The sequence below is a fragment of the Luteimonas sp. A649 genome, from assembly GCF_054072735.1.
In genome coordinates this window covers 349,812-368,736 of the sequence record NZ_JBSVRQ010000001.1, presented here as the reverse complement: position 1 = coordinate 368,736, position 18,925 = coordinate 349,812, and the positions used below count along the sequence as shown (strand labels likewise).

The 18,925-nt window shown below is 71.3% G+C and carries 20 protein-coding genes; 9 read left to right on the top strand and 11 right to left on the bottom strand.

Features of this window, described 5'->3' with window-relative positions; all coding sequences use genetic code 11:
* Positions 1-26 precede the first annotated feature (26 nt).
* Entirely contained in the window at positions 27-725 is a 699-nt protein-coding gene (locus ACW5E8_RS01730; protein ID WP_456963780.1) for a YggS family pyridoxal phosphate-dependent enzyme, read from the top strand.
* Positions 726-816: 91 nt separating this feature from the next.
* Positions 817-1,656: a pyrroline-5-carboxylate reductase gene (proC, locus tag ACW5E8_RS01725; protein ID WP_456963779.1), complete on the top strand. Its 840-nt coding sequence runs from the start codon at positions 817-819 to the stop codon at positions 1,654-1,656.
* A 9-nt stretch (positions 1,657-1,665) separates the two neighbouring features.
* Here the strand turns inward: proC and ACW5E8_RS01720 are convergent, their stop codons facing one another.
* From ACW5E8_RS01720 to pdxH, 3 genes are all read right to left on the bottom strand, one after another.
* Positions 1,666-2,061 (bottom strand): DoxX family protein, encoded by a 396-nt coding sequence (locus tag ACW5E8_RS01720; RefSeq protein ID WP_456963778.1) that lies wholly within the window; start codon positions 2,059-2,061, stop codon positions 1,666-1,668.
* Positions 2,062-2,168: 107 nt separating this feature from the next.
* Positions 2,169-2,984 (bottom strand): cobalamin-binding protein, encoded by an 816-nt coding sequence (locus ACW5E8_RS01715; RefSeq protein ID WP_456963777.1) that lies wholly within the window; start codon positions 2,982-2,984, stop codon positions 2,169-2,171.
* Positions 2,981-3,577, bottom strand: a complete 597-nt coding sequence (gene pdxH, locus ACW5E8_RS01710) for a pyridoxamine 5'-phosphate oxidase (protein ID WP_456963776.1) — start codon at positions 3,575-3,577, stop codon at positions 2,981-2,983. The genes ACW5E8_RS01715 and pdxH overlap by 4 nt, the downstream gene beginning before the upstream one ends.
* Positions 3,578-3,652: 75 nt before the next feature.
* Between pdxH and ACW5E8_RS01705 the strand changes: the two genes are divergently transcribed.
* From ACW5E8_RS01705 to hemE, 5 genes are all read left to right on the top strand, one after another.
* Positions 3,653-4,486: a kinase gene (locus ACW5E8_RS01705; RefSeq protein ID WP_456965207.1), complete on the top strand. Its 834-nt coding sequence runs from the start codon at positions 3,653-3,655 to the stop codon at positions 4,484-4,486.
* A gap of 54 nt (positions 4,487-4,540) precedes the next feature.
* On the top strand, positions 4,541-5,101 hold the full coding sequence (locus ACW5E8_RS01700; RefSeq protein WP_456963775.1) for a shikimate kinase: 561 nt from the start codon (positions 4,541-4,543) through the stop codon (positions 5,099-5,101).
* Complete coding sequence (gene aroB, locus ACW5E8_RS01695) at positions 5,098-6,189, top strand: 3-dehydroquinate synthase (protein ID WP_456963774.1); 1,092 nt, start codon at positions 5,098-5,100, stop codon at positions 6,187-6,189. Before ACW5E8_RS01700 ends, aroB begins: the two co-directional genes overlap by 4 nt.
* Before the next feature lie 83 nt (positions 6,190-6,272).
* Positions 6,273-6,530 (top strand): WGR domain-containing protein, encoded by a 258-nt coding sequence (locus ACW5E8_RS01690; protein ID WP_456963773.1) that lies wholly within the window; start codon positions 6,273-6,275, stop codon positions 6,528-6,530.
* Between the two features lie 37 nt (positions 6,531-6,567).
* A complete protein-coding gene (hemE, locus tag ACW5E8_RS01685) occupies positions 6,568-7,641 on the top strand; it encodes a uroporphyrinogen decarboxylase (protein WP_456963772.1) in 1,074 nt (357 codons plus the stop codon).
* A 21-nt stretch (positions 7,642-7,662) separates the two neighbouring features.
* Here the strand turns inward: hemE and ACW5E8_RS01680 are convergent, their stop codons facing one another.
* The 4 genes from ACW5E8_RS01680 to ACW5E8_RS01665 all read right to left on the bottom strand — a co-directional run bounded on the left by ACW5E8_RS01680 (position 7,663) and on the right by ACW5E8_RS01665 (position 13,005).
* Positions 7,663-8,610: a hypothetical protein gene (locus tag ACW5E8_RS01680; RefSeq protein WP_456963771.1), complete on the bottom strand. Its 948-nt coding sequence runs from the start codon at positions 8,608-8,610 to the stop codon at positions 7,663-7,665.
* A gap of 29 nt (positions 8,611-8,639) precedes the next feature.
* Positions 8,640-8,789: a hypothetical protein gene (locus tag ACW5E8_RS01675; protein ID WP_456963770.1), complete on the bottom strand. Its 150-nt coding sequence runs from the start codon at positions 8,787-8,789 to the stop codon at positions 8,640-8,642.
* Between the two features lie 18 nt (positions 8,790-8,807).
* Entirely contained in the window at positions 8,808-9,341 is a 534-nt protein-coding gene (locus ACW5E8_RS01670) for a hypothetical protein (RefSeq protein WP_456963769.1), read from the bottom strand.
* Between the two features lie 70 nt (positions 9,342-9,411).
* A complete protein-coding gene (locus ACW5E8_RS01665) occupies positions 9,412-13,005 on the bottom strand; it encodes an ATP-binding protein (protein ID WP_456965206.1) in 3,594 nt (1,197 codons plus the stop codon).
* Positions 13,006-13,154: 149 nt separating this feature from the next.
* Here ACW5E8_RS01665 and ACW5E8_RS01660 point away from each other — a divergent pair, with 149 nt between their 5' ends.
* Positions 13,155-13,811 carry a YceI family protein gene (locus tag ACW5E8_RS01660; RefSeq protein WP_456963768.1) on the top strand — a complete coding sequence of 219 codons (657 nt, stop codon included), beginning with the start codon at positions 13,155-13,157 and terminating at the stop codon, positions 13,809-13,811.
* A gap of 30 nt (positions 13,812-13,841) precedes the next feature.
* Here ACW5E8_RS01660 and ACW5E8_RS01655 read toward each other — a convergent pair whose 3' ends face one another.
* Complete coding sequence (locus tag ACW5E8_RS01655) at positions 13,842-14,069, bottom strand: glutaredoxin family protein (RefSeq protein WP_456963767.1); 228 nt, start codon at positions 14,067-14,069, stop codon at positions 13,842-13,844.
* Between the two features lie 92 nt (positions 14,070-14,161).
* Here ACW5E8_RS01655 and ACW5E8_RS01650 point away from each other — a divergent pair, with 92 nt between their 5' ends.
* Positions 14,162-15,544 (top strand): L-serine ammonia-lyase, encoded by a 1,383-nt coding sequence (locus ACW5E8_RS01650; RefSeq protein ID WP_456963766.1) that lies wholly within the window; start codon positions 14,162-14,164, stop codon positions 15,542-15,544.
* Here the strand turns inward: ACW5E8_RS01650 and ACW5E8_RS01645 are convergent.
* Genes ACW5E8_RS01645 through metX form a run of 3 tightly spaced genes read right to left on the bottom strand, consistent with a single transcriptional unit; the run spans position 15,531 to position 18,906 of the window.
* Positions 15,531-16,646: a homoserine dehydrogenase gene (locus tag ACW5E8_RS01645; protein ID WP_456963765.1), complete on the bottom strand. Its 1,116-nt coding sequence runs from the start codon at positions 16,644-16,646 to the stop codon at positions 15,531-15,533. The genes ACW5E8_RS01650 and ACW5E8_RS01645 overlap by 14 nt on opposite strands.
* The gene (locus tag ACW5E8_RS01640) at positions 16,643-17,851 is read right to left on the bottom strand and encodes an O-succinylhomoserine (thiol)-lyase (RefSeq protein WP_456963764.1); all 1,209 of its coding nucleotides are present in this window, start codon (positions 17,849-17,851) and stop codon (positions 16,643-16,645) included. Before ACW5E8_RS01640 ends, ACW5E8_RS01645 begins: the two co-directional genes overlap by 4 nt.
* A complete protein-coding gene (gene metX, locus ACW5E8_RS01635) occupies positions 17,848-18,906 on the bottom strand; it encodes a homoserine O-succinyltransferase MetX (RefSeq protein ID WP_456963763.1) in 1,059 nt (352 codons plus the stop codon). Before metX ends, ACW5E8_RS01640 begins: the two co-directional genes overlap by 4 nt.
* Positions 18,907-18,925 lie beyond the last annotated feature (19 nt).

Sequence of the window (18,925 nt, the reverse complement as noted above, 5' to 3'; positions counted from 1 at the left end):
ACCAGCGGTGCTGGAGGAGCAGGCAGATGCCGACCGGACCCCTCGCGCGCGTCCTAGAATCGATTGAAAACGCCGCCGGCGACGCGACTCGGCCAGCCGCGCGTCTGGTCGCCGTGGGCAAGACCCGCGAGGCGGGCGAGATCGCGACCCTGGCGGCGGAATGGGCCGGCCTGCGCACCGGCGCCACGCTCGCGTTTGGCGAAAACTACGTGCAGGAGGCGTCGGCGAAGATCGCCGCGCTCGAGGGCAGCGGCATCGAGTGGCACCTCATCGGCCATCTGCAGTCGAACAAGGCCGCGCAGGCCGCGGCGCTGTTCGACTGGGTGCAGTCGGTCGACCGCCCCAAGCTGGTCGCGACCCTGGCGTCCGCGCGCGATCCAGGCCACCCGCCACTGAACGTGCTCATCCAGGTCAATATCGAAGGCGAAGACGGCAAGCACGGCTGCGCGCCGGATGACGTGCCGGCGCTGGCGGCCGCCATCGCAGCCGAGCCGACCCTGGCGCTGCGCGGCCTGATGGCGATCCCGGAGCCCCACCCCGACCTTGCGCGCCGCCGGGACGCCTTCGCCGCGATGCGCGCGCTGCACGATGCGCTGCGCGCCGACCATCCCGCAGCCGACACCCTGTCGATGGGGATGAGCGAGGACTATGAACTCGCGATCGCCGAGGGCGCGACCATGGTCCGCATCGGCACCGCGCTGTTCGGGCCGCGACCGGCGGCCTGACCCGCGTGCCGCAGCACGCGGGCCACGGGGTCGCGACGGGAATCGTGCTCGGCGACAATGGCCCTCCACGCGCCGCAGGAGTCACCCCGCCATGACCCACCCCGCACCAGCCACGGCGGACAGCGTCGCCTTCATCGGCGGCGGCAACATGGCCCGCAGTCTCATCGGCGGCATGGTGTCGCGCGGCGCCGACCCCGCCGGCATCCACGTGGTCGAACCGGTGGACGCGCTGCGCGAGGCACTGGCCCGCGACTTCAACGTGCAGGTCCATGCCGAGGCGTCGGATGCTGCAGTACGTACCGGCACCTGGGTGTTCGCAGTCAAGCCGCAGGTGATGCGTGAGGTCTGCGAGGGCCTGGCCGAGCACGCGCGCACGGCGCGGCCGCTGGCGGTGTCGATCGCGGCCGGCATCACCGCCGGCCAGCTGTCGGACTGGCTTGGCGGAAATGCCGCGGTGGTCCGCGCCATGCCCAACACCCCCGCCCTGCTTGGCGCCGGCGTGACCGGCCTGCACGCGAACGCTGCCGTGGACGCCTCCGGGCGCGCGCGCGCGCAGGCGCTGCTGGCCGCCGCCGGTGAAACCGTCTGGATCGAAGACGAGGCGCTGATGGACGCAGTCACCGCTGTATCCGGCAGCGGCCCGGCTTACGTGTTCCTTCTGGCCGAAGCCATGGAAGAGGCCGGGCGTGCCCAGGGCCTCCCCGCCGACGCCGCGCGCATCCTGGTGCAGCAGACGATCCTCGGCGCCGCGCGCATGCTCACCGGCTCCGACGAGGCGCCGGCCGAGCTGCGTCGCCGCGTCACTTCGCCGGGCGGCACCACGCAGGCGGCGATCGAGACCTTCGAGGCCGGCGGGCTGCGCGCACTGGTCGCCTCGGCCATCGACGCCGCCGCCGTGCGCGGCCGCGAGCTGTCGGCCGCGAACGACTGAGGGCGCGCCTCAGTTCTGGTTGATGCCGTAGCGGCCGGGACCCAGCAGCGCGACCGCGACGGCGGTCGCCAGGAACATGCCCTGCAATTCCAGCGCCCAGCCGCCGCCGGCATTGAGCCGGTCGAGCTCGCCCAGGTGCGCCAGTGCGATCGCGAACAGCATGTTCACCGCGACCAGGGCCCCGCCCAGCCGCGCATGGAAACCCAGCAGCACCATCAGCGGTGCCAGCACCTCGCCGATCAGCACGCCATACGCGAGCACCCCTGGCAGGCCGGCGGATTCGACCATGCGTTCGATCCCGCCCATGCCGCCGCGCAGCTTGGCGATGCCGTGCAGCAGGACCAGCAGGCCAAGCGCGATGCGCAGCAGCAGTCGGGCGGCGTCGTGCATGGCGGCCTGGTTCATGTCGTCTGTCTCCGTGGCGTGGCCGCGGATGATGTCAAACCGGGGCGCAATCGTCAGCATCGGTGTTGCGGGTGCCGGCAGGTACGCGGTGCGGCCCGGCCTGCGGCTCAGCCACCGCCGCGCCAGCGCCCGATGATGTCCGCCATCGCTGCCACGCCGTCGGTCAGTGCCGCGGGTCCGGGCTGCAGGATCAGCGGCGACTTGACCTCGTGCAGCTCGCCGTCCCTGACCGCGGGAATCACGTCCCAGCCCGGTCGCGCCGCGACCCTGTCCGGCCTGAACTTCTTCCCGCACCACGAGCCGATGATGATGTCGGGCGCGCGCCGCACCACCTCCATCGGGTCGGCAAGGATGCGCTGCTTCGCCAAGGACTCGGCCGCGAGCTCCGGGAACACGTCGTCGCCGCCGGCGATGCGCACCAGTTCGGCGACCCAGCGGATGCCCGTGATCGGCGGCTCGTCCCACTCTTCGAAGTACACCCGCGGCCGGCGTGGCAGCGCCGCGGCCCGCGCCTCGATCGCTTCAAGCCCCCTGCGCAGCCCGTCGGCATAGGCTTCGGCGCGCGCCGCCACGCCGACCAGCGCGCCGAGCCGGCACACATAGTCGAGGATGCCCTCGACGCTGCGATGGTTGCTGATCCACACCTCCACCCCGCGGCGCACCAGCTCCGCGGCGATGTCGGCCTGGATGTCGGAGAAACCGATGGCGAGATCGGGTTCGAGCTGCAGGATCGCCTCGATCTTCGCGCTGGTGAAGGCACTGACCTTGGGCTTCTCGCGCCGCGCCCGCGGCGGACGCACGGTGAAGCCGCTGATGCCGACGATGCGGTCCTGCTCGCCCAGCGCGTACAGCGTCTCCGTGGGCTCTTCGGTCAGGCAGACGATGCGCCGCGGGCCGCGCAGCAGCGCGGGCGCGCTGCTCACGGATACAGCATCCGCTTGCTGCAGCCGCCGGCAAGGTCGCGTTCGTACAGCCAGCGCTCGTGCCAGCGGTACTCCGCGGCGTACCAGAACTCGATCCGCTCGGGATCGACGCGCAATCCGGTCCAGCGCGGCGGGCGAGGCACATCGCGGCCTTCGAACTCGCGCTCGCACTCGGTCAGCCGGCGCTCGAATTCCTCGCGCGACTCCAGCGTTTCCGACTGCTGCGAGGCCCATGCGCCGATCTGGCTGCCGCGTGGGCGGCTGGCGAAATAGGCATCCGCCTCGGCATCGTCGACGATGGCCACGCCACCCTCGATGCGCACCTGCACGCCCAGGCGGACCCGCGGCCAGTGGAACAGCAGCGCCGCGCGCGGGTTGGACTTGAGCTCGCGCCCCTTGCGGCCATCGAGTTGGGTATAGAACACGAAGCCGCGGGCGTCGTGCGCCTTCAGCAGCACGGTGCGCAGCGACGGCCGGCCGTCGGGCGGGGCCGTCGCCAGCTGCATGGCGGTGCGGTCGGGCTCACCGGCGGCCAGGGCTTCGTCGAACAGGGTGTCGAAGGTGTGGAGGGCTTCGGCGTAGAGGTCGGTCATCGGCTTGCGTGCTCCGCGGTCGTGCAGATCGTCGTCATGCGCGGGATGCGCCCGCGCCTGGGCTATCGTGCCCGGATGGCGACGGCGATGCACATCCACCTGGATGGTTTCGACTCCACGTTCGTGTCCGCGGTGCTGGACGATGCGCTGCGTTCCGGTGCATTCACTTACGGCATCAGTGGGCTGCAGGGCAGCGGCAAGTCGACGCTGGCCGCACAGGTGGCCACGGAAGCCGCGCGGCGCGGCCTGCGCTGCGCGCTGCTGTCGATCGACGACGTCTACCTGCCGCACGCGGATCGCCTGCGGCTGGCGCGCGACATGCATCCGCTGCTTGCGACCCGCGGACCACCGGGCACGCACGATGTCGCCCTTGCGATCGACGTGCTCGACGCGCTGCGCCAGGGCCGCGACGTCGCCCTGCCCCGCTTCGACAAGCTCGATGACGATCGCCTGCCATCCACGCTCTGGCCGCGCACGGGCGCGGTGGACCTGGTGCTGTTCGAGGGCTGGTTCCTGGGCACGCCGCCGCAGGACGCGACCGAGCTCGAGGTGCCGGTCAACATCCTGGAACGCGACGAGGACGCCGGGGGCCTGTGGCGGCGCTGGTGCAATACCGCGCTGGAACGCGACTATCCCGCACTGTGGCGGCGCATCGATCGCCTGTTGCTGCTGCAGGCGCCGTCGTTCGGGATCGTGCCGGAGTGGCGCTGGCAGGCCGAGCGGGCGCTGCAGGCGGCGCGTCCCGGTGCGGCCGCCATGGACCGCGCGGCCATCGACCGCTTCGTGCAGCACTGCGAGCGTACCGGCCGCCACGCCCTGCGCACGCTGCCGCGCATCGCCGACCGCGTGGTCGCCCTGGACGCGCGACGGCGGCCGGTCGGCGCGCCCGGTGCCCACGGACACCGATGATGGCGCCGCGCAGGCTGCTAGCATCCCGTGTCCCGCAGCAAGCGCGTCCTGCCAATGAATCCTGCCCGCCACCTCGTGCTCGTCGGCCCCATGGGCGCCGGCAAGACCTCGATCGGGCGCTGCCTGGCGCGGCACTTCGGCCTGGTGTTCGTCGACAGCGACCTCGAGGTCGAGCAGCGCACCGGCGCGGCGGTCCCGACCATCTTCGAGTGCGAGGGCGAGGCCGGCTTCCGCGCGCGCGAACGCGATGTGCTCGCGACGCTCCTGGCGGGCCCCGACGCGGTCGTCGCCACCGGGGGAGGCGTGGTGCTGGATGCCGGCAACCGCAGGCTGCTTGCCGCCACCGGCTTCGTGGTGCACCTGCATGCGGACGTGGCAGCACAGATCGAACGCCTTGCACGCGACCGCAGCCGCCCCCTGCTGGCCACGGGTGATCGTGAATCCACCCTGCGCCGCCTGGCGACGGAGCGCGAAGCCCTGTACGCGGACGTCGCCGACCTGGTGTTCGACACCCGGCAGCTCTCGGCCGCGGACGCCGCCCGCCAGCTGGCGTCGCAGCTCGACGCGCAATGGCGGCGCGCCGCACCCCGTACCCGACCGGCGCCTGCGGCATGACCACGACCGGGCGCATCGACGTCGGCGGCAGCGCGCCGTACACCATCACCATCGGCCCGGGGCTGCTCGCCGACGGCGCCGCCCTGGCCGCACCGCTCCGCGGACGCCACGCGCTGGTGGTCAGCGACAGCCAGGTCGCGCCGCTGTACGCGGGCACCGTCGGCGACGCCCTGCGCGCCGCACGCCCGGAGGCACGCATCTCGACCTTCGTGCTTGCCGCCGGCGAGGCCAGCAAGACCCTGGCCGGGTTCGGCGATGCGATCGACGCCCTGGCGGCCCTCGGCGCGACCCGCGACGCCTGTGTCTACGCCCTGGGCGGCGGCGTTGTCGGCGACCTTGCCGGGTTCGCCGCCGCCTGCTGGATGCGCGGCATCGACTGCGTGCAGCTGCCGACCACCCTCCTGGCCATGGTCGATTCCTCGGTGGGCGGCAAGACCGCCGTCGACCTGACTGCCGGCAAGAACCTGGTCGGTGCCTTCCATCCGCCGCGCGCGGTGTTCGCCGATACCGCGACCCTGCGCAGCCTGCCCGACCGCGAGCTGCGCGCAGGCCTGGCCGAAGTGGTGAAGTACGGCGCCATCGTCGACGCTCCCTTCCTCGAATGGCTCGCCGGCCATGCCGGCGCGCTGCTGGATCGCGAGGACGCCGCGCTGGCCGAAGCCATCGCCCGCAGCTGCGCGCACAAGGCCGCGATCGTCGAACGCGATCCCTTCGAACACGGCGAACGCGCCCTGCTCAACTTCGGCCACACCTTTGCCCACGCGATCGAGGCGGAACAGGGTTACGACGGCCTCAACCACGGCGAGGCGGTGGCGGTGGGCATGGTGCTCGCCGCGCGCCTGTCGGCGCGGCAGGGGCTGGCCGTCGACGCCGACGCCGACGCGCTGTGCCGCGTGCTGGAACGCTTCGGACTGCCCGTGGCCCTGCCCCGCGGGCTCGACCCGGCCACCCTGGTGGAGCGCATGCGCCTGGACAAGAAAGCAGTGGCCGGTGGCCTGCGCTTCGTGCTCTGGGATGGCCCGGGCCGCGCCCGCATGGCCACGGACGTGCCGGGGGACGCGGTCATGGCGGTGCTGGAAGAACGCTGAAGGCCACGCGGCAGGCGCGAGCGCCCGCTACCGGGACCGCTCCCGACGTCCGCAGGCCGCATCTCGCGTAGAATCAGCGGCCCATGCGCCTGCTCCTGCAACAACGCCCGGACGGCCACGACGCCCCCCGCTTCGTGCAGCTCATGCTGCAGCCCGACCTGCTCGGTGGCTGGACCCTGGTCCGCGAAACCGGCCACATCGGCGGCCGCAGCAGCGTGCGGCGTGAGCAGTACCTCGACCAGGCATCGGCGGTGGCCGCGCTCGAACAGGCGCGCGACCAGCAGATCAGGCGCGGCTTCCAGCTGATGTTCGCGCAGGGCGCGGACGCGCGCGGCGGCTGACGCGGCCCGACATCCCCCACGACACAGGACCAGAGCATTGCCCCAGACCCTTCGCAACGACCGTTTCCTCCGTGCCCTGCGCCGCGAGCCCGTGGACTGCACGCCGGTATGGCTGATGCGCCAGGCCGGGCGCTACCTGCCCGAGTACCGCGCCAGTCGCGCGAAGGCCGGCAGCTTCCTTGCGATGGCCAAGAACCCGGAGCTCGCCTGCGAAGTCACCCTGCAGCCGCTGGCGCGCTTCGACCTCGACGCCGCGATCCTGTTCTCCGACATCCTCACGATCCCCGACGCCATGGGCCTGGGCCTGTACTTCGTCGATGGCGAGGGCCCGAAGTTCGAGCGTCCGCTGCGTGACGCGGCGTCGATCGCGAAGCTCGGCGTGCCGGACATGGAATCCGACCTCGGTTACGTGATGGATGCCGTGCGCGTGATCCGCCGCGAGCTCGACGGCCGCGTGCCCCTGATCGGTTTCTCCGGCAGCCCCTGGACGCTGGCCTGCTACATGGTCGAGGGCGGCGGCAGCAAGGATTTCGCGATCATCAAGGCGATGGCGCACAACGATCCGAAGGCGCTGCACGCGCTGCTGTCGGTCAACACCGACGCCGTGATCGCCTACCTGGCCGCCCAGCGCGCGGCCGGCGCCCAGGCACTGCAGGTGTTCGACACCTGGGGCGGCGTGCTGTCGCCGGCGATGTACCGCGAGTTCTCGCTGCCCTACCTGACCCGCATCGCGCGCGAACTCGAGCGCGGCGAAGGCGTCGAGCGCACGCCGCTGATCGTGTTCGGCAAGGGCAATGCCGCCTATCTCGACGAACTGGCCGACACCGGAGCCGAAGGCGTGGGCGTGGACTGGCTGATCGAACTCGGCGAGGCCGCGCAGCGCACCGGCGGCAAGGTCGCGCTACAGGGCAACCTTGATCCGACCACGCTGTACGGCTCGCCCGAAGCGATCCGCCGCGAGGTGCGGCGCACACTCGACAGCTACCGCGACGGCAACGGCGGGTCGCGCGAGGGACACGTCTTCAACCTCGGCCACGGCATGTCGCCGAACATGGATCCGGAGCACGTCGGCGTGCTGGTGGACGAGGTGCACGCGCACAGCCGGCGCTGACCGGCCCTGCCGTCCGGCGTGTCACCCCACGCCGGACCGCGACGGCCACAGCCGGCGCCCGCCATCACTGCGCGCGTCGGCGGGCGAGCGGTACTCGAGGCGGATCTCGCGAAGACCCTCTGACACGTCGGGGTTATGCGGTTCGGCGCCGACGCAGCCCGGATACAGGCGGCCGTCGACGGCCATCGCCAGCATGGCCAGGGCCTGCGCGGCATCTCCCAGCGGCTCGTGTGCCAGCACGCGACCGCCGACCAGCCAGGCGCCCGCCTCGCCTTCGGACATGATCGACAGGCGTGAGTCCGCGGGCGCGGGCGCGCCTGCCGGGAGCGCGTCGACCGGAGCCGGCGACCAGCAGCGCCCGGTGCTGCCGATGTAGGTCCCGCGGACCAGTTCGGCGACGAACGCCTCCAGCGCGCTCCTTGCCTCGGGGCGATCCACTGCGCCGGCCGCGACGGTGTAGCGCCCCTTCACGTAGTACAGGCGATCGATCAGCAGGGTCAGCGCCGAGTGGTATTCGCCGTCCTCACGCACCAGTCGCATGTCGGCCGAGCGGGCCGGGATCGCCGCGACCTTGTCGCCGAGCGGCATGACCTGGAACCTGCGCAAGCCACTGAAGTCGCCATCGACGTAGCCACCGGACTGTCCGACGGTGGACTCGATGCCCTGCAGCGCGGCCTGCGCCGCCTGGTGCAGGTGCGAGTCGGACACCACGCCCGCAGGGTAGAAGTAGATGTCGATCCAGCGATCAAGGCTGTCGCCGGACTGGTAGCGCACCGAGGCGCCGAGTTCGGCTTCGTCATACAGGCGCTCGCCCACTGCTTCCCATGCGCCGACCTGCAGCGGGTAGACAATGCGCGTCTCCTTGAGGAAACCACCAAGGAAAGGCACGGGCGCATCGTCGCCGCCGGGCGCGGCCTGCGCGGCAGCGGCGCAGGCAAGCACTCCGAGCACGAGGGCCAGCCCTGCCATGCGCGCCGCCCCGACTTGTCCGGGTGTCCTCATCGTTCCAACGCTCCATGCAGCAGCATGTCGATCGCTTCGCCCAGCATCGCACCGGTCACCGGCTTGCGCAGGAACCCGTCGAAGCCTGCGTCGCGCGCCAGCGGTTCGGCTTCGGCATCGACGCGGTGCTGGTCGACGAGGTGCACGCGCACAGCCGACGCTGATCAGTTTGCGTTGTTGACCAGCACCGTGCTGGTGATCCCGATTCCGGGCAGCAGGTTGCACGAGACGCTGACCGCATCCCCCGGCAACAGGAATGCGCCCCCGACGAAGTCGCCGGGCTCGAAGTCCAGGGCGGTGCTGCCGTCCTCGTCGCGCAGCACCCGGATCGACTTCGTGGCGTAGAGCGCATCGCTGCCGTTAGCCCCGGCCCCGGAGTTGACGGCGGTGCAGGAGACGGTGCGCGCGGACGACATGTTCTGCAGGTACACGGTGAATCGGCTGACGCGGCTGCTGCCGTTGCTGTTGCCGGGATTGTTGAAGGAACAGGTCACGAAGGCGTTGGTGCCGCCCTCGTTCTGCACCGCCAGCGGACGCTTGCGGATCTGGGTCTCGAAGGCGGGCAGCGCGCCCTGGCAGATGGCGGTGGCCTGGGCGACGACCCGGATGGCCTCGGCCGGCAGGGGCGCGAGCGCTGCCGCGGCGACGAGCGCCGCTGCGATCATGAAGGGAGCGATGGGCGTGGCTCGATCGGACATGGAGGCTCCTGCGGCTGGCGGGATGGAACGCGGAAGATAGCGCACCATGGCTCCGGCGTCCGTGGCACGGTCACGCCGGCGCGGAGGGCCCGGACTCCGGAGCCGCGGCCCCGCCGGCTGCGGGTGGGCGACGCAGCGCATCGATCGTTTCGCCCAGCATCGCACCGGTCACCGGCTTGCGCAGGAACCCGTCGAAGCCTGCGTCGCGCGCCAGCGGTTCGGCTTCGGCATCGGCGCGGGCGGTGATCGCGAGCAGCGGCGCGTCGAACCCGCCGGCGCGCAGCTGCCGTGCCAGCGCCAGGCCGGTGATGCCCGGCAGGTCGAGGTCGAGCAGCGCCATGTCGAATGCTGCATTCGTCGCCTCGGACAGCGCAGCCAGCCCGTGCGGCACGTGGACCACATCGTGGCCTTGCGCGCGAAGCAGGCCGCAGATGACCTCGGCGACCGTGGTGTCGTCCTCGACCAGCAGCAGCGACAGTCCGCCGCGCCGGGCACGCCCGGGAACCACCGCTGCGGTGACGGTCTCAGGCCCCGGCGACGTCGCTTGCAGCGGCAGGTCGACGGTGAAGTCCGTGCCCTGACCCGGTGTGCTGTCGAGTTCGATGCGCCCGCCCATGGCCACCGCCAGCTCCTGGCAGATCGCCAAGCCCAGGCCACTGCCGCCGTAGCGGGCCGCAGTGCGCGCGCCATCGGCCTGCTCGAAGCGCTGGAACAGGTGCGCCTGCTGCTCTTCGTTGAGGCCAGGCCCCGTGTCCGACACCACCAGCCGCACGCCCCCCGTGGCGATCGGCCCCGCCTGCATCGAGATGCTGCCCTCCTCGGTGAACTTGACCGCGTTGCCCAGCAGGTTGAGCAGGATCTGTTGCACGCGTCCGGCATCACCCAGCAGCCAGCGAGGGGTCTGCGTGTCGATGTGGCAGCGGAACCGGAGACCGCGCTGCCGGGCCATCGGCTCCACCAGGCCACAGACCTCGTCGAACACCGCCACCAGGTCGAAGGGCTGCGCCACGAGCTCCAGCTTGCCGGCCTCGATCCGCGCCAGGTCCAGCGCGTCGTTCACCAGCCGCATCAGGTGTTCCCCGGCCCGACGGATCGCATCGGCATAGCCGCGCTGCCGCGTGTCCAAGCTGGTGCCCAGCAAGAGTTCGCTCATTCCCAGCACGCCGGTCATCGGCGTGCGGACCTCGTGTCCGAGCGTGGCCAGGAAACGTGTCTTCGCGTCCGAAGCCTGCTCGGCCAGTTCGCGTTTCTGCTTGTTGAGCTGCCAGGCGTGGCGTCGCTTCAGCCGCAGCCGATACAGGTGCACCACCCACAGCATGAGCAGCGCGACGGCCACCGCGAACATCGCCACCGCCCAGGGCGCCTTCCACCAGGGCGGCTCCACGGCCAGCCGCAGGCTCTGGACGGGCGTCCATTCGTCGTCGGCCGTGCGTGCCTGGACGTCGAGCCTGTACTGGCCGGGCGCCAGCCGCGCGAACACGCGCTCGCCGCTGGCGCCAGTCTCGACCCAGCCGGGATCGTAGCCATGCAGGAGGAAGCGATAGCGGTGGGCATGGGCGTCGGTGAACGACAGCAGCCGGGCCACCACGTGCAGATCGCGATCGTCATGCCGCAGCGAGAGGTGGCCTTGCGGCGACAGCACCACGCGTTCATCGCCACGCCGCAGGTCGACGGACTCGATGGCCAGCGTGGGCGTGCTCTGGCTCCACTGCACCTGGCGCGGATGGAACAGCAGCAGGCCATCCGCGGTGCCGGCGGCGACATACCCCTGGTCGGAGACGGCGACCGGATATTCGCTGAACTCCTGGCTGGGCAAACCGTCGTGGACACCGTAGACCCGCAGCCGGTCGCTTTCCGGATCGAAGCGCACCAGCCCGCGCACGGTCGTCAGCCAGACCACCCCGACGTCATCGACCAGGACACCGCCGGGCGCGACCATCGGCAGGCCCTGCTCCGCACCCACGGAGCGCTGGCGGGTAAGCGCGGCGCCGTCCCAGGAAAATGCACCAAGCTCCCCGTACCCGGCCAGCCAGACCATTCCATCGATGCCAAGCGCCACGCTGTAGACGCCGGTTCCGGGGGCACCGGGAACGGGTTCGAACTTGCGCAGGCCATCGTCCCAGGCCAGCAGCCCGTGGCTGGTCGCCACCCAGACCCCGCCATCGGGGGCATGCACGAGGTGTTCGACGAGCATGGCCGCGCCCAGGCCCCGGCCGTCACCGCGATGGATCGTGTCGAGCACCCGTCCGCGGGCGTCGCGCAGCTGGATGCTCTGGTGGCTGGCCAGCCACAGGCTGCCGTCGCGCTGCTCGACGAACTGCGCGACGCGACCCGGCGGCGCGGCGTCGTCGCTGCCGTCCGCATACCAGCGCCGCACCTCATCGGAGCGTGGATCGAACCGCACCAGCTGGTCCTGGCAGCCCAGCCAGACGCCGCCGTCGCGCGCCTCGATGACACCGGTCACGAACAGTGCGCCGCAGACCGCGGACAGCCGGTGCTCGATCGCGCCGCTCTCGGGTGCCAGGTGATCGAGCACGCCGCCGCTGCCGACGAGCCACAGCCCTCCGCCGGCGCCCGTCGCGGACGGCGCAGCGCTGTAGACGAAGGCATTGCCGGGCGACGCAGGATCGTTGATGCGCCGCTGCAGCACGGTGAAGTTGCGCCAGTTCGCGGGCAGGTGCCACAGGCCCGAGTCGGAACTGGCGAACCACAGGCCGCCCTCGCGGTCCTCGTAGGCGGTCGACCATGCCGGGCGCACCAGTCCGCGGCTGGTGTTGCTGTACAGCGGCACGTGCTCGACGCGGTCGCCGTGGACCCATGCGAGGCCGCTCCGCGTGTCCAGCCAGCGCGCGCCCTGGGAGTCCTGCAGCAGCATGTTCAACGCCCGCTCGCCGAGCGCCGGGTCGGTCCACCGCAGCTGTTCGATGCGGCCGTCCGCATGGCGCACCATGCCCGCGCCGTGTATGCCCATCCACAGGCTGCCGGCATCGTCCAGCGCCATGCCGTCGACCATCAGCGTGCCCAGTTTTTCCGGCGGCAAGCGGTCGAAGCCGTCCCCTGTCCAGCGCGCGACACCGCCCTTGGTGCCGACCCACAGCGTGCCGTCGCGGCGATCCACCACCAGGTGCGAGACGCCGTCGGACGGCAGGCTGCGGACATCACCGGGATCATACTGGTAGCGCTGCAGGCGGCCATCCGCCGACAGCCGGTGCAGGCCGCCCTCCGAGGTGCCGAACCAGATGTCTCCGTCCGGCGTTCCATTGATCGACCAGACGTCGTTGCTGGCCATCTCGGGCTGCGTCGCGCGGTCGTACCAGGTGAAGTGCTCGCGGTCGACGTCGAGCATGGCCATGCCCGCCGTGGAGGTGCCGATCCAGATCCGGTCCCTGGCGTCGACATGCACCGACCACACGAAGTTGTCGCGCAGGCCGTCGCCCACGCGCCAGATGCGGAAGCCGACGCCGTCGTAACGCGCAAGGCCATCGCGCGTGGCGATCCACAGGTAGCCCTGCCGGTCCTCGTCGATGGCGTTCACGCGGTTTGACGGCAAGCCGTCGAACACGCTCACCTGGCGCGGTTGCGGCAGCTGGGGCACGGAGGCGCCGGCCGCACCCGCCAGCAGGCACAACAGCCACAGCCACGAACGCATCGCCCAGCGCCGCATCGAACTCCCCATGTCGTCCGCGGTGCCCCCGGCACCGTCCGACTCCACGGGCATCGTCGCAATGCCACCGCGCTGGCGCAAGTTTCACCATTCACGGCCTGCGCCTAGAATCGGGCCGACCACCCATCCGGCCGCACCCTGGGAACGCCATGCGAAGCATCCTCCATCGGCCAATGCTGCGCGCGGCGGTGCTCATCGCAGCCTGCATGCTGGCCGGCGCGTGTGCGCAGCCGGCGACCCGCGGCGCACTGCCCGCCGGTGCGCTCGCAAGCCTGGAGCCTGCGCAGCATCCGGAGGCCAGGACCTACACGCTGGACCCGGTGCACACGCGCATCGCGATCGCGGTCGACCACGCCGGATTCTCGAAAGCCATCGGCACGGTGTCGGGGACCACCGGCACGCTGCAACTGCTGCCGGGCTCCTGGGAGGGCGCGCGCGTGGCAGCGGACATCCCGCTGTCCCAGCTGGACTTCGGCAACGCGGACTGGAACCACGCGGTGGCCGCGAGCGGACTGCTCGACTCCGGGCGGCACCCTGTCGCCAGCTTCCGCTCCACGCGTGTGGAACCGCTCGATGCCGACCGCGCCCGCATCCACGGCGAACTCACGATGCGTGGCACGACCCGCGAAATCGTCCTGGAAGCCGTGCGCAATGCCGAGCGGCGGCACCCCCTGCCACCGTTCCGGAACACCGTGGGATTCTCGGCGACGGCGACGCTCAGCCGGGGCGAATTCGGCAGCAGCGCGTGGAGTTCGATGATCGGGGACGCGGTCGAGGTGCGGATCGAGGTGGAAGCCACGCAATAGACGCCCAGGCCTGGCGGGGGCCCTCGGAGGTCACCGCCCGAGGAATGCCTCCAGCCGGCCGGCATCGAAGGGCCAGGCCAGTTCGCGCCCATCGGCCCCGTCGCGCAGCACCGGCACGCGCTCGCCATAGTCCGCTTCCAGCGCCTCGTCGCCATCGATGAACACGCTCTCGAACTCGGGCGCGCGCGCCGCGGCCAGCACCTCGAGAGCGAGATCGCAGAGGTGGCATTCATCGCGCTGGAACAGGATCAAGGGCATCGCCGGAGGCCTGGCAGTGTTGCGCCCATGCGGGCGTTGGGAGTCGGGGCGGGCGCTATCATAGGCAATACACCCTGCCTTTCCGGTATGCCATGGCCGTCAGCACGTTCGACCTCTACAAGATCGGCATCGGTCCGAGCTCGTCCCACACCGTGGGGCCGATGCGCGCCGCGGCGCGTTTCGTCGAACACTGGCTGGACGAACCGGGCCGCCTGGGCGACGTCGCCCGGGTCCGTGCGGAGGTCTTCGGCTCGCTGGCGATGACCGGCCGCGGCCACGGCACCGACAAGGCCGTGCTGATGGGATTCGAGGGCCAGCACCCCAACACCATCGACCCCGACATCATCCCGGCCGCGCTGGAGCGTATCCGGGGCGGCAAGCAGGTGCTGCTGCTCGGCCGCCACCCGGTGCCGTTCGACGAAAAGCGCGACCTGGTGATGAACAAGCGCCAGAAGCTGCCGCACCACACCAACGGCATGCGCTTCACCGCGTATGACGCCAACGAGGAAGTGATCGCCACCCGCGACTACTACTCGGTCGGCGGTGGCTTCGTGGTCAACCAGGACGAAGCCGCGGAAGACCGCATCGTGGCCGACACCACGCCGGTGCCGTATCCGTTCCACAGCGGCGACGAACTGCTGGCGCAGACGGAAGAACACGGGCTCAGCATCGCCCAGCTGATGATGGCCAACGAGGTCTCGTGGCGCAGCGAGGACGAGGTGCGTGCGGGCCTGCGCGAGATCCATGACGCGATGCAGGCGTGCATCCAGCGCGGCATCGCCAATGGCGGCACGCTGCCCGGCGGGCTGCGCGTGTCACGCCGTGCGCCGGCGCTGTACGCCGAGCTGTCCGAGCGCCCGGAAGCCGGCATGCGCGACCCGCTGACCACGCTCGACTGGGTGAACCTGTACGCGCTGGCGGTGAACGAAGAAAACGCAGCGGGCGGTCGCGTGGTGACTGCGCCGACCAACGGCGCCGCCGGCATCCTGCCCTCGGTGATGCGCTATTACGAGCGCTTCTGCCAAGGGGCGAACGAACAGGGCGTGTTCGACTACCTGCTCACCGCCGCCGCGGTCGGCATCCTCTACAAGGAAAACGCCTCCATCTCCGGCGCCGAGGTCGGCTGCCAGGGCGAAGTCGGCGTGGCCTGCTCGATGGCGGCCGCGGGCCTGACCGCGGCGCTGGGCGGCAGCCCGAGCCAGATCGAGAACGCCGCCGAGATCGGCATGGAACACAACCTGGGGCTGACCTGCGATCCCATCGGGGGCCTGGTGCAGATCCCGTGCATCGAGCGCAACGCCATGGGGGCGGTGAAGGCGATCAACGCCTCGCGCATGGCCATGCGCGGCGACGGCAAGCACAAGGTATCGCTGGACGAGGTCATCAAGACCATGCGCGACACCGGCCGCGACATGCAGGACAAGTACAAGGAAACCAGCCGCGGCGGGCTCGCGGTCAACGTCATCGAGTGCTGAGGCGCACGATCCGCAGCACATCGTCGAGCAGGGCTGCCGCCGTCACTTCGGCGCCGGCGCCCGGCCCACGGATCACCAGTGGCTGCTCGCGGTAGCGGCAGCTCCTGATCGCGACCAGGTTGTCGGTGCCGCCGCCGGCGCACAGCGGATGCGTGGCCGGCAGCGCCCGCAGCCCCACGTCCGCATCGCCATCACTGAAGCGGCCGACGAAGCACAGCCGGGCGCCGTCCCGCCTGGCAAGCGCCAAGCGCTCGGCCAGCAGCGTATCGAGCAGCCCGTACTGCGCGTCGGCCATGGCCGCATCGGCGCCCGCCAGTGCTTCGGGCAGCAGCGAATCCACCCGAACCTGCCCTGCTTCCAGTGGCCATCCGGCTGCACGCGCGAGGATCAGCAGCTTTCGGCGCACGTCCTCGCCCGACAGGTCGATGCGCGGATCGGGTTCGGTATAGCCGGCCTCACGGGCTTCGCGCACCAGGGCAGAAAACGGTCGCGTGGCGTCATGACGGTCGAACAGCCAGGCCAGCGAACCCGACAACACACCTTCCAGCGCGTTGATCCGGTCGCCGCCGGCCACCAGGGCGCGGATGGAACGCAGCAAGGGCAGCCCGGCGCCGACCGTGGCGCTGTCGCCGTAACGCGCGTCGCCCTCCCGCTGTGCCTCCACGATCGCCTGCGCACGTGACAGCCCGGCACCGTTGCCGAGCTTGTTGGCGCTGACCACGTGCACGCCGCGCGCGAGCCACTCGCTATGCCAGTCGGCGACGCGGTCGCTTGCGGTGGCGTCGATGGCGATGTCGCCGCGACGCAGCCCTTCGGCCTGCACCCAGGGCGCAAAGGCATCGTCACGCGGCGCTGCGGAGTTCACCCGGGCAAGAGCAGCCACGGGGTCCGCGCCGCACTCGGCCAGCGCGCGCGAATTGGTCAGCCAGGCGAACGTCGGAACCTCAACGCCCCGCGCGCGCAGCTGTTCGCAGCGGGCCACGAAGGCGCGTCCCACCGTGCCGGTGCCGAGCAGTGCCAAGCGGGGCACGAGATCCGCGCGACGCGACGCAGGCGGCCGGACGGTGTGTCCATGCAGCGGTACTGGCGCCACGGCGCTCATGCATCCACCTGCCTGCGCACGGCTGGCGCCTGCGTGCGGGCCGCGCGCTCCAGCGCCGCGGCCACGTCGGCCTGCAGGTCGGCGCAGGATTCAATGCCGATCGACAGGCGCAGCAGCCCGTCGGAAATCCCGGCGCGCTTGCGCGCCTCGGCCGTCATCGCTGCATGCGTCATCGTGGCTGGATGCGCGACCAGGCTTTCCACGCCGCCCAGCGACTCGGCCAGCGTGAAGCAGCGCAGCCCGTCCAAGAATGCGCGCACCGCCGCTTCGCCGCCGTGCAGCTCCACGCTCAGCATGGCGCCGAAACCCGCCTGTTGCCGCGCGGCCACGGCATGTCCCGGATGCGTCTCCAGCCCCGGCCAATGGACCGTCGCCACCGCCGGATGCGCATCGAGCTGGCGTGCGACGGCTTCGGCGTTTTCCTGGTGCACCCGCACGCGCGCATCGAGCGTGCGCAGGCCGCGCAGTGTGAGGAAGCTGTCGAAAGGCGCGCCGGTGATACCGAGCGCGTTCGCCCACCAGGTGAACCGATCGTGCAGCTCCGGGGTGGCCGCCACCACGGCGCCGCCGACGACGTCGCTGTGACCGTTGATGTACTTGGTGGTGGAATGCAGCACCGCATCCGCGCCGAAGTCGATCGGTCGCTGTAGCGCAGGCGACAGGAAGGTGTTGTCGACCGCGACCAGGGCGCCCGCACGGTGCGCCGCTTCGATGACGAAGCGCAGGTCGGTGATGCGCAGCAGGGGGTTGGACGGCGTCTCGACCAGCACCAGTTTCGGCTGCGTCGCCAGGGCATCGGCCAGCGCGCGCGGATCGGTCAGGTCGACGGTGACGAGTTCGAAGTGGCCCTTGCGCGCCAGCGCGTCGAACAGCCGCCAGCTGCCGCCATAGGCATCATGCGGCACCACCAGGCGCTCTCCGGGCTCGAGCAGCGCATGCAGCAGCAGCGCGATCGCCGCCATGCCGCTGGAGGTCACCACGCCGCCTGCACCGCCTTCGAGGCCTGCCAGCGCTTCGCCGAGCAGGTCCCGGGTCGGATTGCCGCTGCGCGTGTAGTCGTACTCGCGCTTGCCGCCGATGCCGTCGAAGCTGAAGTTCGACGACAGCACCAGCGGCGGCACCACGGCGCCGAAGGCCTCGTCGCGGTCGATGCCCGCACGCACTGCAAGCGTGGCGGTGGCATGGCCGGCTGCGGGCGCGCTCATGCCGCCACCTCCGCGGCCAGCGCAGCGCGAAGGATGGCGTCGACGCGGCCGTCGTCCTTGAGGAAGGCATCGTGGCCATGCGGCGAACGCAGCACGCGCAGGGTGGCGCGGCCGCCCAGCCCCTCCACCAAGGCCACCGCCTCCGACAGCGGGACCAGCGGATCGCCTTCCACCGCGACCACGGTGGTGGGCGCCTTCACCTGGGCCGGGTCCACGCGATGCAGGTCGAGCGATTCCGACAGCCGCTGCCAGGCCAGCACGGGTGTCCTGGCAACGAAGCGCGCACCCGCCGCGTCCAGGTAGTCTTCGGCCGCGACGCGCACGCGTCCGTTGGCGACCTCCGCAGGCGCATCGAAGCGCGCGGCGAACCCCTCTCCGCTGCGATAGCCCAGCATCGCGAACTGCCGGGCCAGCGAAAGACCCTGGTCGCCAGCGCACTGCAGCTCGCCCAGCGCCACCGCCTTGCGCTGCAGCGCGCGCCAGGCCGCGGCCCAGGGATGCGCGCGGTGCGCCCCGCTGACCACCACCAGTCTTTCGAGCCGCGCACGATGGCGCGCCGCGAACTGCAGCGCCACTGCCGCACCGTAGGAATAGCCGACAAAGGCATGCAGGCGCGCGATGCCCAGCGTATCGAGCAGCACCGCCGCGGCATCGGCCTGGTCGGCGGTGTCGATCACCGCGTCCAGCGTGCCGTCGGCGCCGACATGGTCGAAGGCGAGCAGGCGCAGACGGGAGGGATCCAGCGCGCGGCCACTCCCGACCACGGCTTCGGCCCAGCCGCGGCCGGGCAGCGATGCATTGGCGGCAAGGTGGCGGCCAGCCGATATCCCGCCCGAAACCAGCACCACCGGCGCCCCGTCCGGACCACTCAGCTCCCAGGCCAGGCGTAGTCGACGCGCGCCGGCGTAGCGCATGGGCAGCACGACATCGATGTCGCCGCGCACGGATGCATGGCCGGCTGCCGGACAGATGGCTGCGGCAACCTGCGGTTCGCAGGTGGAAGGGAACGGTGCGGCCAGAGGGGCTGCAGCGGCGACGCGGTCTTCGAGGCTCATGGCGATATCCGGGAAAGGG

Excerpts from the sequence above, each read along its gene's own strand:
- ACW5E8_RS01730 (WP_456963780.1), top strand. The coding sequence starts at position 27 with ATGCCGACCGGACCCCTCGCGCGCGTCCTAGAATCGATTGAAAACGCC.
- proC (WP_456963779.1), top strand. The coding sequence starts at position 817 with ATGACCCACCCCGCACCAGCCACGGCGGACAGCGTCGCCTTCATCGGC.
- ACW5E8_RS01720 (WP_456963778.1), bottom strand. The coding sequence starts at position 2,061 with ATGAACCAGGCCGCCATGCACGACGCCGCCCGACTGCTGCTGCGCATC.
- pdxH (WP_456963776.1), bottom strand. The coding sequence starts at position 3,577 with ATGACCGACCTCTACGCCGAAGCCCTCCACACCTTCGACACCCTGTTC.
- ACW5E8_RS01705 (WP_456965207.1), top strand. The coding sequence starts at position 3,653 with ATGGCGACGGCGATGCACATCCACCTGGATGGTTTCGACTCCACGTTC.
- ACW5E8_RS01700 (WP_456963775.1), top strand. The coding sequence starts at position 4,541 with ATGAATCCTGCCCGCCACCTCGTGCTCGTCGGCCCCATGGGCGCCGGC.
- aroB (WP_456963774.1), top strand. The coding sequence starts at position 5,098 with ATGACCACGACCGGGCGCATCGACGTCGGCGGCAGCGCGCCGTACACC.
- ACW5E8_RS01690 (WP_456963773.1), top strand. The coding sequence starts at position 6,273 with ATGCGCCTGCTCCTGCAACAACGCCCGGACGGCCACGACGCCCCCCGC.
- ACW5E8_RS01680 (WP_456963771.1), bottom strand. The coding sequence starts at position 8,610 with ATGGCAGGGCTGGCCCTCGTGCTCGGAGTGCTTGCCTGCGCCGCTGCC.
- ACW5E8_RS01670 (WP_456963769.1), bottom strand. The coding sequence starts at position 9,341 with ATGTCCGATCGAGCCACGCCCATCGCTCCCTTCATGATCGCAGCGGCG.
- ACW5E8_RS01665 (WP_456965206.1), bottom strand. The coding sequence starts at position 13,005 with ATGCGGCGCTGGGCGATGCGTTCGTGGCTGTGGCTGTTGTGCCTGCTG.
- ACW5E8_RS01660 (WP_456963768.1), top strand. The coding sequence starts at position 13,155 with ATGCGAAGCATCCTCCATCGGCCAATGCTGCGCGCGGCGGTGCTCATC.
- ACW5E8_RS01655 (WP_456963767.1), bottom strand. The coding sequence starts at position 14,069 with ATGCCCTTGATCCTGTTCCAGCGCGATGAATGCCACCTCTGCGATCTC.
- ACW5E8_RS01650 (WP_456963766.1), top strand. The coding sequence starts at position 14,162 with ATGGCCGTCAGCACGTTCGACCTCTACAAGATCGGCATCGGTCCGAGC.
- ACW5E8_RS01645 (WP_456963765.1), bottom strand. The coding sequence starts at position 16,646 with ATGAGCGCCGTGGCGCCAGTACCGCTGCATGGACACACCGTCCGGCCG.
- ACW5E8_RS01640 (WP_456963764.1), bottom strand. The coding sequence starts at position 17,851 with ATGAGCGCGCCCGCAGCCGGCCATGCCACCGCCACGCTTGCAGTGCGT.
- metX (WP_456963763.1), bottom strand. The coding sequence starts at position 18,906 with ATGAGCCTCGAAGACCGCGTCGCCGCTGCAGCCCCTCTGGCCGCACCG.